Source organism: Olleya sp. UBA1516 (genome assembly GCF_002323495.1).
In the GTDB taxonomy this organism is placed as follows: Bacteria; Bacteroidota; Bacteroidia; order Flavobacteriales; family Flavobacteriaceae; genus Olleya.
Map to the genome: position 1 here is coordinate 206,067 of NZ_DCQO01000012.1, position 14,881 is coordinate 220,947.

General features: G+C 32.1%; 15 protein-coding genes. 4 read left to right on the forward strand and 11 right to left on the reverse strand.

Annotated elements, in window-relative coordinates:
* Positions 1 to 93 precede the first annotated feature (93 nt).
* The 3 genes from B2989_RS08390 to B2989_RS08400 all read left to right on the forward strand — a co-directional run bounded on the left by B2989_RS08390 (position 94) and on the right by B2989_RS08400 (position 3,579).
* A complete protein-coding gene (locus B2989_RS08390) occupies positions 94 to 2,172 on the forward strand; it encodes a T9SS type A sorting domain-containing protein (protein WP_292947187.1) in 2,079 nt (692 codons plus the stop codon).
* Positions 2,173 to 2,324: 152 nt separating this feature from the next.
* Complete coding sequence (locus B2989_RS08395; RefSeq protein WP_292947190.1) at positions 2,325 to 3,185, forward strand: hypothetical protein; 861 nt, start codon at positions 2,325 to 2,327, stop codon at positions 3,183 to 3,185.
* Between the two features lie 37 nt (positions 3,186 to 3,222).
* Positions 3,223 to 3,579, forward strand: coding sequence for a hypothetical protein (locus B2989_RS08400; protein ID WP_292947193.1), 357 nt, complete (start codon positions 3,223 to 3,225; stop codon positions 3,577 to 3,579).
* Between the two features lie 50 nt (positions 3,580 to 3,629).
* Here B2989_RS08400 and B2989_RS08405 read toward each other — a convergent pair whose 3' ends face one another.
* The 4 genes from B2989_RS08405 to map are packed head-to-tail and all read right to left on the reverse strand — an operon-like array spanning position 3,630 to position 6,398.
* Positions 3,630 to 3,998 carry a DUF423 domain-containing protein gene (locus B2989_RS08405; RefSeq protein WP_145006379.1) on the reverse strand — a complete coding sequence of 123 codons (369 nt, stop codon included), beginning with the start codon at positions 3,996 to 3,998 and terminating at the stop codon, positions 3,630 to 3,632.
* Between the two features lie 16 nt (positions 3,999 to 4,014).
* On the reverse strand, positions 4,015 to 4,785 hold the full coding sequence (locus tag B2989_RS08410) for a class I SAM-dependent methyltransferase (RefSeq protein ID WP_145006382.1): 771 nt from the start codon (positions 4,783 to 4,785) through the stop codon (positions 4,015 to 4,017).
* A gap of 5 nt (positions 4,786 to 4,790) precedes the next feature.
* Positions 4,791 to 5,573 carry a DUF3050 domain-containing protein gene (locus B2989_RS08415; RefSeq protein ID WP_292947198.1) on the reverse strand — a complete coding sequence of 261 codons (783 nt, stop codon included), beginning with the start codon at positions 5,571 to 5,573 and terminating at the stop codon, positions 4,791 to 4,793.
* A gap of 6 nt (positions 5,574 to 5,579) precedes the next feature.
* Positions 5,580 to 6,398, reverse strand: a complete 819-nt coding sequence (map, locus tag B2989_RS08420) for a type I methionyl aminopeptidase (RefSeq protein ID WP_145006388.1) — start codon at positions 6,396 to 6,398, stop codon at positions 5,580 to 5,582.
* A 122-nt stretch (positions 6,399 to 6,520) separates the two neighbouring features.
* Between map and B2989_RS08425 the strand changes: the two genes are divergently transcribed.
* Positions 6,521 to 7,792 (forward strand): acetyl-CoA hydrolase/transferase family protein, encoded by a 1,272-nt coding sequence (locus B2989_RS08425; RefSeq protein ID WP_145006391.1) that lies wholly within the window; start codon positions 6,521 to 6,523, stop codon positions 7,790 to 7,792.
* Here the strand turns inward: B2989_RS08425 and B2989_RS08430 are convergent.
* From B2989_RS08430 to B2989_RS08460, 7 genes are all read right to left on the reverse strand, one after another.
* Positions 7,789 to 8,190 carry a BT0820 family HAD-type phosphatase gene (locus tag B2989_RS08430; protein ID WP_292947206.1) on the reverse strand — a complete coding sequence of 134 codons (402 nt, stop codon included), beginning with the start codon at positions 8,188 to 8,190 and terminating at the stop codon, positions 7,789 to 7,791. The two genes, B2989_RS08425 and B2989_RS08430, sit on opposite strands and share 4 nt — an antisense overlap.
* 1,083 nt (positions 8,191 to 9,273) lie before the next feature.
* The gene (gene gpmI, locus B2989_RS08435; protein ID WP_292947209.1) at positions 9,274 to 10,791 is read right to left on the reverse strand and encodes a 2,3-bisphosphoglycerate-independent phosphoglycerate mutase; all 1,518 of its coding nucleotides are present in this window, start codon (positions 10,789 to 10,791) and stop codon (positions 9,274 to 9,276) included.
* Positions 10,792 to 10,871: 80 nt separating this feature from the next.
* A complete protein-coding gene (locus tag B2989_RS08440; protein ID WP_145006400.1) occupies positions 10,872 to 11,639 on the reverse strand; it encodes a M48 family metalloprotease in 768 nt (255 codons plus the stop codon).
* Positions 11,640 to 11,661: 22 nt separating this feature from the next.
* Positions 11,662 to 12,390, reverse strand: a complete 729-nt coding sequence (locus tag B2989_RS08445) for a M15 family metallopeptidase (protein WP_292947212.1) — start codon at positions 12,388 to 12,390, stop codon at positions 11,662 to 11,664.
* Positions 12,387 to 12,860, reverse strand: coding sequence for a GNAT family N-acetyltransferase (locus B2989_RS08450; RefSeq protein ID WP_292947215.1), 474 nt, complete (start codon positions 12,858 to 12,860; stop codon positions 12,387 to 12,389). Before B2989_RS08450 ends, B2989_RS08445 begins: the two co-directional genes overlap by 4 nt.
* Before the next feature lie 203 nt (positions 12,861 to 13,063).
* A complete protein-coding gene (locus tag B2989_RS08455; protein WP_292947218.1) occupies positions 13,064 to 14,212 on the reverse strand; it encodes a gliding motility-associated C-terminal domain-containing protein in 1,149 nt (382 codons plus the stop codon).
* The coding region (locus B2989_RS08460) for a collagen-like triple helix repeat-containing protein (RefSeq protein WP_292947221.1) at positions 14,205 to 14,881 on the reverse strand (677 nt) is incomplete at its 5' end. The genes B2989_RS08455 and B2989_RS08460, both read right to left, overlap by 8 nt.

Below are 14,881 nucleotides of genomic sequence, written 5' to 3' on the forward strand. Positions count from 1 at the left end.
TCATTTACAAATACTTACCATTCACTAAAAAGTTGAAAAATTAAAGTCTATAGTTTAGCATTTTTGTTCCATAATTTTAAAATTAAATATATTATGAGAATAAAATTACTTTATGTATTGCTTCTAGTTAGTGGTTATGCTTTTGCGCAATTCCCGTCAGATGCAACTAAGCACTATTCCTTTACAAATGGTGATATAACAAATCAAGCAGGTAGTAATTATGACTTAGTTGTTAATACAGGTTATGGGACTCCAACATTTGTAGATGACCGTTTTGGTAATTCAAATTCCGCTGTCGACTTAAATAATGGACATTATAACATGGGTGTAATGCCCAATCGTTCTGGATATTCTGGTAATCAACTATCTTTAAGTTTTTGGATCAAATCGACTACAGATGGTATTTTATTTCATCAATACGATAATATTCAAGAAAATGGTTGGATTTTAGGACTAACAGGTAATTCTATATTTTATAGGACTGGGTATTTTTGTTCCTATGGATTTTCTTGTGGTAGTTTTCCAGACAACCAATATATAGCTAGTAACGTTTTAGATAATAATTGGCACCATATTGTAGCTATTGTCGGAAAGGAAAATGATGGTGTTGATCAACAATATATCAAGCAATTGTACATTGATAATGTCCTACAACTTGACTTTGTTTTAACGACTGTGCCTTTTAATGGTGTTCAGGAAGTTGGAATGTTAAATAGTGGCGATTTATATAATGCTTTAACAGGTGGTACAACTGGTAATAATAGATACGACGGAGTAATGGATGATATTTATTACTTTGAACGTAAAATTACAGCTGCCGAAGTAAATGCGTTGTATAATAATGGATTGGTAGTAGATATTCCAGATGCTAATTTAAAATCAAATTTGGTATCTAATCCAGCCATCAACACTAATGGAGATAATGATATACAAACTGCTGAAGCCATAAATTATACAGGAGCTATTAATGTATCTAATTTAGATATAAGTAACAGTCAAGGTATCGAGGCATTTGTAAATATTACTAGTTTAGATATTAGTAATAATAATTTAGAATCTTTAGACTTATCATCCAATATTGCATTAACAAGTTTACAGGCTCAAAACAATAATTTAGTAAGTTTAAATATTAAAAACACAAATAATAATGCTATTAGTAATGCTAATTTTAATGTGTCAAACAACTACGCATTATACTGTGTAGAAGTTGATAATGTCAGTTACAGTCAGGCAAATTGGACCAATGTTAATACATACACAATTTTTTCTCTTGATTGTGATACAGCAATTGTTAATATTCCAGATACGTCACTTAAGACCAGTTTATTAAATAATATAGCTGTAAATAGTAATGGTGATTCCGAAATACAAGTGTCTGAAGCTAAAAGTTTTACAGGAGGTGCTTACTTAGGGGTTAACGGGATCCAAAGCATAGAAGGTTTACAAGCTTTTGCATATATAACTAGTTTAGATTTAGATAATAATAATATCTCTAACATGGACCTGAGAGCGCATAAATACTTAACCAATATATACATTAGTAATAATCCATTACTGACTTTAAATATCGATGGATTAAAATTAGCGACTTCCATTGTAGTAAGTTTTACAGGGTTAACAAATATTGATGTATCAACTATTACTAACTTGCAATATTTTGAAGCCCAATATGTACATAACTTAGGTAATCTAGATTTTTCTTCAAATTTGGATGTAAATTATATTTACGTTAGTGGTAATTCTCTAGCAAATATTGATTTAAGAACAGGAACCAATGTGGCCAATAATTTATATATAGAAACTATTGGATCGCCTAATCTGACTTGTGTTTTTGTTGATGATCCTTCATTTAGTCAAAGTAATTCTTTTAAAAATTCAATTACCGAATTTTATCAGTTAGATTCAGAGTGTACTAATTTTACATTAAACATAGAGGATTTTCAAATTCAATCTAGCTCAATATCACTATACCCAAACCCAACAAAATCTACCTTAAATATAAAAACAGCATCAGCTATTGCTAATATATCTGTCTATTCATTATTAGGAAAACAAGTTATTAAAACCAACTCTAAAACTGTAGATGTTTCTAATCTTTCAAACGGTGTCTATCTAATTAAGATTATGGATGTTAACGGAAATAAACATGTAAAGCGATTTATTAAAGAATAAAGCTATCTATTAATTTTTAAAAAAAGGAAAGTCAATTTGGCTTTCCTTTTTTTTGTTGCTATTCATTAATAAAACCTTACCATTCACAAAAAAGCAGAAAATGGATTACTATAATCGCTCCATATTTGTATCAAACCAGAAACAAATATATTATGAAGTACATTATTTTATTTTTTATTGCATTAGTAACCACAAGTACATTTGCTCAAAACACAATTTTCGAAAATTTAGAACAACATGGAGATAGTATTACCTATTTAGAATATGGAGCTATTAGAAAAGATAATAAAGGCAAGCTTTACGCACATCTTAATCCAGGAAGACAACCAGAAGAAGTACAGATAAAAATAAGAAGACACGAAAATATCCCTTGTGGTATAGAAATCTTATCTGTTTCAGAAGATGGAGAGCAATCTGTCAAGTATTGGCAGGACATGACTAAACAAACCTATATAGATTTAATTAACTACCCATTTACCTCTATTGCTTTTCATAATGGGTATTATGAAGGTTATGTGGCAATAGGCAACTACGTGTTTTTTATTAAAGATTTTAAAAGTAAAACAGAATTTGGAGAAATTAGTCGTGTTTATGTATTAAAAGGTACAACACCAGAAGGAGAAGAACCAGCAAAAAAGAAAAAGAAGAAAAAGTTTGGCAAATTTTTAAGTAAAGTAAAAGACGTTGCTTTAAACACAAAGTCCGAAGTAGATTATACCAAAGCACCAGAGTATAAAGCATTGATGTCTCAGGATAATAAAAAAATGATTACCGATTATTTAGTGGCAATGAAAGCAAAACAAGCAGCTCACACAACAACTGCTAAAGAAGAAGCAGATTTAGAGATTGTAAAAGCTGAAGGTAAAAAATATGCGGAGTACATTAAGACTAAAAACGATGCCTACTGGCAAAGTCCTGAAGGTCAAAAAACACTCAGAGTTTGGAAATTAAGAGATCAGCATAAAGCAAGTTGTCCTAAAACAGCAGAATCGTGTGACAGTTCTTATCATTAATAAAGACGTCACTAATAATCTAAAAATTTAACTAATTATGAAAAACTTTAAAACCCTAATGTTATTATGTTTGACTGTATTGCTATTTAATTGTAATGCAGACGACGATCAAGCACAAGTAAATAATAATCCAAGTGCTTTTACCTTAACAGAAGGTGTCGCTACAGCAGATGGTATAACTTTTAATTGGACTGCATCTGTAGATCCCGATAATCAGGACGTCGTTTATGCAATTTTTTTAAATGGAGATTTGTTATCCGATAACTTAACTGCGTTGACTTATGTTATAGACTATAATTTATTTGTAGGAGGAGAGGATACTATTGTAGTTGTGGCTTCCGACGGTTTTGGAGGTGTTACTGAGCAGCAGATTGTTGTTAATTTGATATCGTAATTAAAGAAGACTAAAACAAAAAAGGCTACATCTAAGTAGCCTTTTTTGTTTTAAAATATATTAACTATCAATAACAACCAACCTGTCACTAAAAGTAAACCACCAATAGGTGTAATAGGACCTAAAAATTTTAATTTTTTACCTTTAGCATCAGATAAAATTAAACCGTAAATACTAAACGAAAACAGTAGTATTCCAATAACAAAACACCAATAAATAGCAGCAGTCATTGGTCCTTGACCATAGCCAATAGCTAATAAAACAATAGCGTGATACATTTGGTATTTAACGCCAACTTCAAAACTATGTAATTGATCAGTGGTTAAAATCTTTTTTAAAGCATGTGCTCCAAATGCTCCAAAAATAACAGATAGCATACCAAATACAGCACCTGTTGCAATTAATATTTGTGAAGTCATAATTTATAATGTTAGATTATTGTTTTTTATAAACGACAGGAATAATTTCGCCTTTTGCTAAGCAGTATTTTTCTATCGCTTTCGCGGAAAGTTTGCCAGTATAATCTACTTCATTCACCATAAAACCAATGTCTCTAAGTTTATTAAAGTAGTCGTACCCATAGACACGTACATGGTCGTATTGGCCAAAAATTTCAGCACGTTCTTTTTTATCAGTAATGGTGTTGTCTTCAAAAGTAGTTTGTCTAGTCAAATCCTGCGGAATTTGAAATATGCCATAACCACCAGGTTTCATAACACGATATAACTCTTGCATAGCCTTAGTGTCATCCGGAATATGTTCTAGCACATGGTTGCATAAAATAATGTCATAACTGTTATCCTCAAACGGAAGATTACAAATGTCTGCTTTAACATCTGCAATTGGAGATAATAAATCTGTTGTTGTATAATCAATATTGTCTAAGGCTCTAAAACGTTTTAAAAAACATTGCTCTGGTGCAAAATGTAGTACCTTTTTTTGATTTGTAAAAAAATCGGTTTCGTTTTGTAAGTATAACCATAATAACCTATGACGCTCTAAACTTAGAGTAGAAGGAGACAAGACATTATTGCGTTGTGTACCATAACCATATGGTAAAAAGCTTTTAAAGCTTTTGCCATCAATTGGGTCTGTAAACGTATCTCCTTTTAAAAAAAAAGCTAGAATAGGACGTACTACGTAGCTAAGCCTTATTAGTAAAGGTCTAGGTATTAGATTTAATATAAGTTTAAATAGTTTTTTCAAAGGACTTAAGCTTCAACTGCTACGTGTGCTGTTATTAAGTTGTAAATACCATCCCATAACTTAATACGATAGTTTAATGCTTGTTTAGAAACGTCTAAAACATCGTCCCATTTATTGGCATCATTAGCACAAAGTTCTTCAATCATTTTTAAAGATAAAGGACCATGCTCATCACCATCTAACTCGATATGACGATTTAAATAATAGGTTAGTTTGTTAAAGCTATTTTGATCGGCTTTAGATTGATTTATAATCTGAAAAAACATGTCAGGTATAACATCTTCACGACCAAAAGTAAACGCTGCAGCTATTTTATGTGCTTGATTTGTTTTAATTATTTCAAATGTAAACTTTACAAACGCTAAAGTTTCAGGATTGAACTGCACTGTTTTTAAAGCTTCGTCAATTGAAAACCCACTTTGTAATTGCGCCATTAAATAATCAATTTGAGTAGTGTTTGCTCCAACTTGTTGCATCGCTTCTAGATACATTTCAAAGTGGCTTTTTGCTTGGCCTAACTCATTTATATCACTTTCTTCACCTAAAACTATTTCATTTATAAATCTAGCAATGGATGGATTTGCAACAGGAATCCAAGGTAAAGTTGTTGTAGTTAATTGATTTTGAAGCGCTTTTAATAACGACATAAAATCCCAAACAGCAAACACATGTTGTTCCATAAACACCTTAATATCCTCAATGTTTGATAAAACAGAATATAATTTGTGGGTATTTAATGCTTGTCTTAAAGGCTGAAGCTGATCTTCTAAATAACTAATGGACATCATTTTAAATTATAGAACTAAAGGGTTTTGTCTAAATTCATCTTCTTCGTTACTAACAATACCTAAAGCATCATAAATATAGGCAAAGGTTGATAACAACTCAGGTTTACCATCTACGATAGCAACATCATGCTCAAAATGTGCACTTGGTTTACCATCTAATGTGGTAATTGTCCAACCATCTCTATGTTGTTTAATACGTTGCGTGCCAAGGTTAATCATAGGCTCAATAGCCACAACCATACCTTCTATAAATTTTTTACCACGACCACGTTTACCGTAGTTTGGCATTTCTGGATCTTCATGCATTTTAGTTCCTAAACCATGACCTACCAATTCACGTACAACGCCATAGCCATGATCTTCGCAATATTTTTGAATGGCATAACCAACATCTCCAACGCGATTGCCAACTTTTAATTCTTTAATACCAACGTATAAAGACTCTTTAGTCACTTGTAGTAATTTTTCGGTTTCAGGATCAATGTCACCTACAGCAAAAGTATAGGCGTGATCACCATAGTAACCATTTAAAATTGAACCACAATCTATAGATATAATGTCTCCATTTTCTAAAGGCGTATTATTAGGAATACCATGCACCACTTGAGAGTTTGGACTCATACATAAGGTGTTAGGAAAATCATATAATCCTAAAAATCCTGGAACAGCACCTAAATCTCTGATGTGCTCTTCAGCAATTTTATCTAATTGTAAAGTGGTAACACCTGGTTTTACTGCTTTAGCAACTTCACCTAATGTTTTAGAAACAACTAATGCAGCTGCGCGCATTAATTCTATTTCTTCTTTTGTTTTTACTATAATCATGGTTAAAAAAAATATGTGCAAATATACTTAAAATAAACTGCTTATTTTATTTTGAAGACATGACATTTAGCAGGTTTTAAAGTATTTTGATGTATTATTTTTGTACTCTAAATTTTAAAATTATGTTTACATCAGTCACAGCAGAAGACGCTGTAAAAGTTATAAAATCTAATGATCGTGTTTATATTCAGGCTGCAGCTGCTGCACCTCAGTCGTTAATTCAGGCGATGACTAAAAGGCATGAAGAGTTAAGGCATGTAGAGGTTTGTCACTTACATACCGAAGGAGAAGCACCTTACGCTAACCCAGAATTAAAAGACAGTTTTCATGTTAATTCTTTTTTTATAGGAAAAAATGTGAGACATACCTTAAGAGCAGGAAATGGATCTTATACGCCTGTTTTTTTAAGTGAATTACCTGTTTTGTTTAAAAGAAACATTATTAATTTGGATGTGGCTTTTATACACGTATCTGTACCAGACAAACATGGGTATTGCTCTTTAGGTGTTTCTGTTGAAGCTACTTTAGCAGCAATTGATAATGCAACAACAGTTATTGCTCAAGTAAATAAATTTATGCCAAGAACACATGGAGCAGGAATTATACATGTGTCAGAAATTGATACGTTTGTTGAAAGTCATCAACCTTTACCTGGACATGACATGGTGTTACCAAATGCTATAGAAAATACTATAGGTGATTATGTGGCTAATTTAATCGAAGACAGAAGCACTTTACAAATGGGAATAGGATCTATACCAAATGCTGTGTTGACTAGATTAACAAACCATAAAGATTTAGGGTTGCATACCGAAATGTTTTCGGATGGTGTAATTGACTTAATTTTAAAAAATGTAATAAACGGAAACTACAAAGCTATTAATAGAGGTCGTGCTTTATCTACCTTTTTAGTTGGATCACAACGTTTGTATGATTATGTTGACGATAATCCTTTTGTAGAAATGAGAGCATCAAACTATACTAATGATGTGTCCATTATTAAACAAAATCCTAAAATGGTAGCTATTAATAGTGCAATTGAAGTTGATGTTACAGGTCAAGTTTGTGCAGATAGTATTGGTGCACATATGTATTCTGGAGTAGGAGGGCAAATGGACTTTATTAGAGGTGCATCTTTAAGTGATGGCGGAAAAGCAATTATAGCACTACCATCGGTTACTAAAAATGGAATTAGCAGAATTGTCCCTACATTAAAACCTGGAGCAGGCGTAGTTACAACACGATCGCATGTGCATTATGTAGTTACAGAATATGGTGTTGCTAATTTATATGGAAAAACCATAAAAGAACGTGTCAAAGCATTAGTTAATATTGCACATCCAGATCATAGAGAACTGATTGATAGGCAATATTTTGATTTAATAAAGTATTAAAATTTAAACCAACTTTTTTTCTTTGGTTTAGGTATTTGGGGAGTGTCGTTAGTTAACATCTGATAGATTTCTCCCCAACCTAATATACCACCAATATTACGGTCGTCTATAAATAGGTCTGCGTGGATTTTTCTACTTACTTCATTGTTAAAGGTTTCTTCAGGAAAACTTTGGTTAACAGCATAAAACGTGATTTCATTTTCTTCGCAATAAGCAACAGCTTCGTCAAGTTTTTTTCCGTGTCTGTAAGTCCATAAAATTAAGCGATGGCCATCAGCTTGCAGACGTTTTAAGGTTTCAAAAGCAAAAAGACGTTCTTGTCCAATACCTGGATATGCGTCTTCTACTATGGTTCCGTCAAAATCTACTGCAATTATAAGTCCTTTGGAAAGCTTCATTTAATATAAAAATTGAATCCAAAAATACAATAATTATTGATAATGTAAAGGGTAATCTTAATAGTGGTACTTCAATTAGAATGAAACTCAAAATTAATTAAAACGGAGTTCTCGATATACTTTTTTCGTGCCTCAAAAAGCACTCGAACTGACGTATGAGTAAAATAAGGTGTGTTATAAATTGGGTTGTTTTTAGCTCTCCTCTTGTTTTGAAAGGAGAATGTTATTATTTCACTTTAAACAAATGAAGATAAATAGGATTGGGTTGTTTTATCAATTTTAGATTTAGAAAATTAGTTGTTAAGTAAGCTGTCTTAAATAAATAATGAGTTTAAAACGGAGTTATCGATATACTTTTTTCGTACCTCAAAAAGCACTCGAACTGACGTATGAGCAAAATAAGGTGTATTATAAATTGGGTTGTTTTTAGATCTCCTCTTGTTTTGATAGGAGAATGTTATTATTTCACTTTAAAACAAATGAAAATAAATAAGATTGGATTGTTTTGTGAATTTTGGATTTAGAAATTTATTTGTTAATTAAGCTGTCTTAAATAAATAATGAGTTTAAAACGTAGTTCTCGATACACTTTTTTCGTGCTTCAAAAAGCACTCTAACTGAGGTATGAGTAGAATAAGGTGTGTTATAAATTGGGTTGTTTTTTAGCTCTCCTCTTGTTTTGATAGCAGAATGTTATTATTTCACTTTAAAACAAATGAAAATAAATAGGATTGGATTGTTTTGTGAATTTTGGATTTAGAAATTTAGTTGTTAATTAAGCTGTCTTAAATAAATAATGAGTTTAAAACGGAGTTCTCGATACACTTTTTTCGTGCTTCAAAAAGCACTCTAACTTAGGTATGAGTATAATAAAGTTGTTTTATAATAAGGTTGTTTTTTAGCTCTCCTCTTATTTTAAGAGGAGAATGAATTTTTATTTCTCTTTAAAAGAAATAAAAAGAAAGAGGAGTTAAGTAATACTAAAACATTATAAATGTTTGATTTAGTTTTAATTTTTGAAACAAAAAAAACGTCCTATCGATTATAATAGAACGTTTATTGATATTTAATATTGAATTAGTGCTATACTAAACTATGACAAGTCATTGCTTTTGGTTGTTCTACACCCATTAATTTTAAAATGGTTGGAGCCATATCACCTAAAACACCATCTTTAATTGTTTTTAAATCTTTATCAATTAAAATAAGTGGCACTGGATTAGTGGTATGAGCTGTATTTGGTGATCCATCAGGATTAATCATTGTTTCGCAATTACCATGATCTGCTATTAGTAACGTTGTGTAGCCATGTGCTAACGCAGTAGTCACTACTTTTTCTACACATTTGTCCACAACCTCACAAGCTTGTATTGCAGCAGACATAGAGCCTGTATGACCTACCATATCACCATTTGCAAAATTTAAGCAAACAAAATCCGTAGTTTCTTTTTCTAATTCTGGGACTAAAGCATCTGTTAACTCAAACGCAGACATTTCTGGTTTTAAGTCATAAGTTGCAACTTTAGGCGAATTTTTTAAGATGCGACTTTCACCTTTAAAAGGCGTTTCTTGTCCTCCAGAAAAGAAAAATGTTACGTGAGGATATTTTTCTGTTTCGGCAATTCTTATTTGTGTTTTATTGTGTTTTTCTAATACTTCACCTAAGGTTTCAGTAATATTATCTTTATCAAACACCACATTAATTCCTGTAAAAGCATCACCATAATTTGTCATTGTCACGTAGTACAATTTCAATTTATGCATGTTTTGCTCATGATGGTCATTTTGATATAACGCATCTGTTAGTTCGCGTCCACGATCTGTTCTGAAATTAAAAAAGATAACAACATCGTCTTCTTTAATGGTAGTTAACGGAAGCCCTTCAGCATTTGATTTTATGATTGGTTTTATAAATTCGTCTGTAATATCTGCATCATAATTGTTCTGCACACTTTGTGGTAAGTTATTTGATATTTCTCCTGTACCATTAACTAAAGCATCGTATGCTAATTTAATGCGTTCCCAACGATTATCACGATCCATTGCATAGTAACGACCTGTTAAACTAGCAAGTTTTGTATTAGTGTTTAGAGTGAAATCTTCGATGTCTTGAACAAACCCTTTTCCTGATTTTGGATCTACATCACGACCATCTGTAAAGGCATGAATATAAGTGTTTTTTACACCGGAAGCTTCTGCTGCAGTAATAAGTCCTTTTAAATGATTAATGTGAGAGTGAACTCCGCCATCACTTAATAATCCTAATAAATGAACATTTTTATTTTCCGCTTTAGCGTAATTAAAAGCGTTAATTAAGACGTGTTCTTGTGCTAATGTATTATTGTCAATTGCTAAGTTAATTTTTGCTAAATCTTGGTATACAATTCGTCCTGCACCTAAATTCATATGACCAACTTCGCTGTTACCCATTTGACCTTCTGGTAAGCCAACATGTAATCCGTCTGTGCGTAATTGTGCATTTGGGTAATTGTGATATAAACTATCTATAAAAGGTGTGTTAGCATTATCTATTGCAGAGACTTTTGGGTCAGGAGATTTACCCCAACCATCTAAAATCATTAAGATTACTTTTTTGTTCATTTTATTAGATTTTGTTTATACAAATATAAAAACAAAAGTCCTGCAATTGCAGGACTTTAAGTCTTATTTACTATATCGTTTTAGTTAAGACTATACTTTTTAATAGACGCTCTAATATGTTCAATGCGGTTGTCTGGGTCAGGATGTGTGCTTTGCATCTCTGGTTGTCTGTTAGGTCCTGCAGCACGTTTTAAAATTTCCATTACATCTATCATTTCTTCTGGATTATAGCCTGCACGCAACATAAAACGAACACCTAAATCATCGCTTTCTAACTCATCATCACGACCATTGGTTAGTAATTTTGTCATTCCGTACTGTTGTATAAATCCTCCAGCATCAGCACCTACAGATCCAGCAGTTGATAGACCTTGCCAAAGCTCAGAATTAGCAATACGTTCTGCGCTATGTTTTCCTAATACGTGACCAATTTCGTGACCTAAAACGCCAGCTAATTGGTCCTCGTTTTCTAATTGAGAAAATAAGGCGTATGTGATAAATATTTGTCCTCCTGGTAATGCGAATGCATTAATAGTATTTGGATCTGCTAGTAAGTGAAATTCATATTTATAAGGTGTGTCCTTAGCAATACTGTTGTTGACTAGTTTGTTTCCAACATTGTCTACTAAAGCTTGATAATTTTCATTGGCATATAAACCACCATGTTGAGCAGCCATTTGGTCACGACTTTGCAATCCCATTTGGATTTCTTGGTCTGGTGTCATGGATATGGCTTGTTTTTTTCCTGTGTAAGGATTTATTTCTTGTTGACTGCAATATTTAAAGCCGAAAAAAGCAGCAATACATAAGCCAATTAATAGTCGTCCTTTTAAGTTTCCTCTCATTATATCAATGTGTTAACGTTACAATTTACAAAAGTTTTGGGTTAATATCTAAAATATTTTGAGAGATGTATTTATTGATGAAATCTGCTGTAAATGAATCGATTCCGGATAATCCTTCAGTTTTTAATATTTCAGTGATATTTAAGTTTTTGTAAGCTTTTAAATATGGAGTTGAAAGTGCTTTGTAGCTAAAGTGCCAAGGTTCGTATTTGAAGCCTTTACGATTAGCATTGTCAGTATATACTACATAAAAACCATAAGTTGAAGCGTTAGTATCCATCCATTCTTTTAGCTTACAATATGGACCATTGTTATGATAGTTTTTAGGCAATAAAACATTGTTTGGCTGCTTAACATTGGTTTGGTAAATATCAATATCTGTTCCCCAATGATGACGTGATGTCCCAGGAATTGTAGAGTATTCTATTATTTTTTTGATATTATCATGACTAGATAATCCTTTTGCTTTATTACTTTTAAATTTTCGTTCCCAGATGCGTTTTTGATGCGCAAAACTTCTGTAACTTGAAACGGTACCCATACTAATTCCATCTTTTAAAGCTGCAGCTTGCATTTTTTTAAAGGCTACATGAGCTTCTTCTCTTAGATTATATCCATTTCCAAATAATTGAGGGTTACCTTTTCCTATTAATTCTTGTTCAGAAATACTAGATTGATTAAATGCAAGTTGTGGTAGTGTAGCTATTGAAATTGCAATAAATACTATAAAGTTTAATAGTGTGTTTTTTTTCATTTTATAGATTTGTGCATGACATAATGTGGTCCAACTTCTGGGATGTCAAAAATTTCTCCAATAGTTTCAAAACCATTGTTTTTATAAAAGTTTAAAGCTTTAATTCTGGCATTAAACCATAGTCTATCAATTTTCTTAGTTTGTAAAAACTGAACGCCATAATTTAGTAGCTTTTTGCCAAAATGCATACCTTGATAGTTTTCTAAAACACCCATAGCGCGCAGTCTATATTGTGTTTTATCATTAAATAGAGTAGAGCGATCCGCAACAAATGTGCATACAGCAACTAAATTGTTTTTGTAATACAATCCAAAATGATATGTGTTTTCTAAATCATCTTGCTGAATATAACAGGCTTCAATAGGTTTGCCTTGTCTTAGTACAGCATGTCTAATAGGTATGGTTGCTTTACCAGAAATTTGTTTTATAATTATATCGGTATTTATAATCTGATTTAAATTAGGTTGCATTTGTTTAAGTCTATTAGTCTTGTGAAAGTCACATGTCAAAATTAACTAATTTTGACTTAAATTATTGCTATGGTTTTTTGCTTTATATTAATTAAAATCTCAAGCATTATAAAAAAAATAAACTAATACTAGGAAAAAAACACCCTTTGCATACATTCATTATGGCAAAGGGTATTAGTTTTATTATAAAAAACTTCTAGATTTTAATAAGTTATATAAATATATCCTGAATAACTCTTGTTGTCATCGGTAAGTTTTAATACGTAAAAATAAGTGCCGACAGGTAATTTTTCACCTTGATTACCAACTACAGTTTTATTAGATACGCCATTAAAGGTATTGTCGTAATTTTCGGTTTCGTACACAATTCTTCCCCAACGGTTAAAAATTTGTAGATTATTTTTAAACAACTCGACACCTTCTATTATAAAGTTTTCATTTAATCCATCGTTATTTGGACTTATACCATTGTAGACTGTTAGTCCATCGCTACCAATTAAGGCTCCAAAAGTTATAATTTCATAATCTTCAGGAGTAAAAACAAATGAATTTATAGTACCATTATTAAGGGTTCCATTTGTTGCGGAATTACCAAGGTCTAACCATCTGTTTTCAGCCTTACTCCAACCAACAACTCTTAAATTTATAAGATCCGTAACTAAGTTGTTTATTTGGCTTTCTTGGTCCCAAGTTAATGTGATAAAAGTTGCTTTACGTCCATTAAAGTCCCAAAATTCTTCAGTGCTAACAGCATTTATAATTCCCTCAGAATTGTTTGTGTCAAAGGTGTTGCTGAAAGTAGAAGGGAAGTTAGGGTCTTCATTAAAATAAGCTGCAGTAAATTTTTCTAGTGCTAATTGAGACGGAGTAATTAACGGTCTAAGTTTATCATCTTGTCCTATAGGAAAGTTGAAGGCTTCAGTGCTAATTACTGTAGCATAACCGTCGACATGTCTTAGGTCATCTTCCAGTGTGTAAATGGCATTGTCAAAGTATTCAAGCGAAACTTCTGGAGTTTCACGTGGTGTAATGATGTCTCCAATTAAATAGTCTAAGCCATTTGTTACTTGCGTACTTATGTCTAAAAATAAATGATTGTCAACCGCAACTTCCATATCAAAAAACCTTGGAATGCTAGTTCCTGAAATGGTTAACGGATTGTCTTCGTTGTAAAATCCAGCAACTCCTAAGTTTTCATTAAATGCGCCATCATTTTCTAGGTTAGTATGAAATCCAATTTGTCCTTGGTTGTGTATTTGAACGTTTCCAAAATTATGAAATGCAGTTTGTGCATTTCCATTTTGAGAAAATAAAATCGCTAACACTATTATAATGTGATGTAACTTATTCATATGCTGTGAAGATTACAAGTATGTTTTCAGTTCTATTATCTACGTTTACAGTAAACCCAGTAGGATTAAAAGAAACAAAACTAGCTGAAGTTAGTCCTAAATTATCTCCATTATTATTAGAGTACCTTATTCCAATACAATGAGAACTTGAAGCGTAACGAGAGATATCGTTAATTGAAGAACCGCTACCTCCAACATATATAACTTGTTGCGTCGTACCTCTAACATATCCTGTCATAGATCCAAAAGAATTATTAAATCCATTATTGTTATTTCCTAAGCCATTATCAGCATTTATATTTTCACTTTCTACATTAGGATATGCTTGAAAGCTAATTTGAGAAGGTTGAAAAGGAAGACCAGTGATTGTTTGATTTCCTGTTGCAGAGATTATAAAATGTCCAATATATGTACCTGAAGGACCAACAGGACCTTGCGGACCAGTTGCTCCATCAGCACCATCAGTTCCTGGAATACCCTGAGGACCTTGTGGACCAGTTGCACCATCTGCACCATCAACTCCTGGAGCACCTTGAGGTCCTTGAGGTCCTGATGTTACAGGTATATTGATTGTTCCTCCACCATTACTAAGAGTGACATCCTGTCCACTAATAGATAACGTTTGAATTTCATTAGTTGCATCAGTGTCTTCATCAGCAGTAATATGAT

Excerpts from the sequence above, each read along its gene's own strand:
- B2989_RS08390 (WP_292947187.1), top strand. The coding sequence starts at position 94 with ATGAGAATAAAATTACTTTATGTATTGCTTCTAGTTAGTGGTTATGCT.
- B2989_RS08395 (WP_292947190.1), top strand. The coding sequence starts at position 2,325 with ATGAAGTACATTATTTTATTTTTTATTGCATTAGTAACCACAAGTACA.
- B2989_RS08400 (WP_292947193.1), top strand. The coding sequence starts at position 3,223 with ATGAAAAACTTTAAAACCCTAATGTTATTATGTTTGACTGTATTGCTA.
- B2989_RS08405 (WP_145006379.1), bottom strand. The coding sequence starts at position 3,998 with ATGACTTCACAAATATTAATTGCAACAGGTGCTGTATTTGGTATGCTA.
- B2989_RS08415 (WP_292947198.1), bottom strand. The coding sequence starts at position 5,573 with ATGATGTCCATTAGTTATTTAGAAGATCAGCTTCAGCCTTTAAGACAA.
- map (WP_145006388.1), bottom strand. The coding sequence starts at position 6,398 with ATGATTATAGTAAAAACAAAAGAAGAAATAGAATTAATGCGCGCAGCT.
- B2989_RS08425 (WP_145006391.1), top strand. The coding sequence starts at position 6,521 with ATGTTTACATCAGTCACAGCAGAAGACGCTGTAAAAGTTATAAAATCT.
- B2989_RS08430 (WP_292947206.1), bottom strand. The coding sequence starts at position 8,190 with ATGAAGCTTTCCAAAGGACTTATAATTGCAGTAGATTTTGACGGAACC.
- gpmI (WP_292947209.1), bottom strand. The coding sequence starts at position 10,791 with ATGAACAAAAAAGTAATCTTAATGATTTTAGATGGTTGGGGTAAATCT.
- B2989_RS08445 (WP_292947212.1), bottom strand. The coding sequence starts at position 12,390 with ATGAAAAAAAACACACTATTAAACTTTATAGTATTTATTGCAATTTCA.
- B2989_RS08450 (WP_292947215.1), bottom strand. The coding sequence starts at position 12,860 with ATGCAACCTAATTTAAATCAGATTATAAATACCGATATAATTATAAAA.
- B2989_RS08455 (WP_292947218.1), bottom strand. The coding sequence starts at position 14,212 with ATGAATAAGTTACATCACATTATAATAGTGTTAGCGATTTTATTTTCT.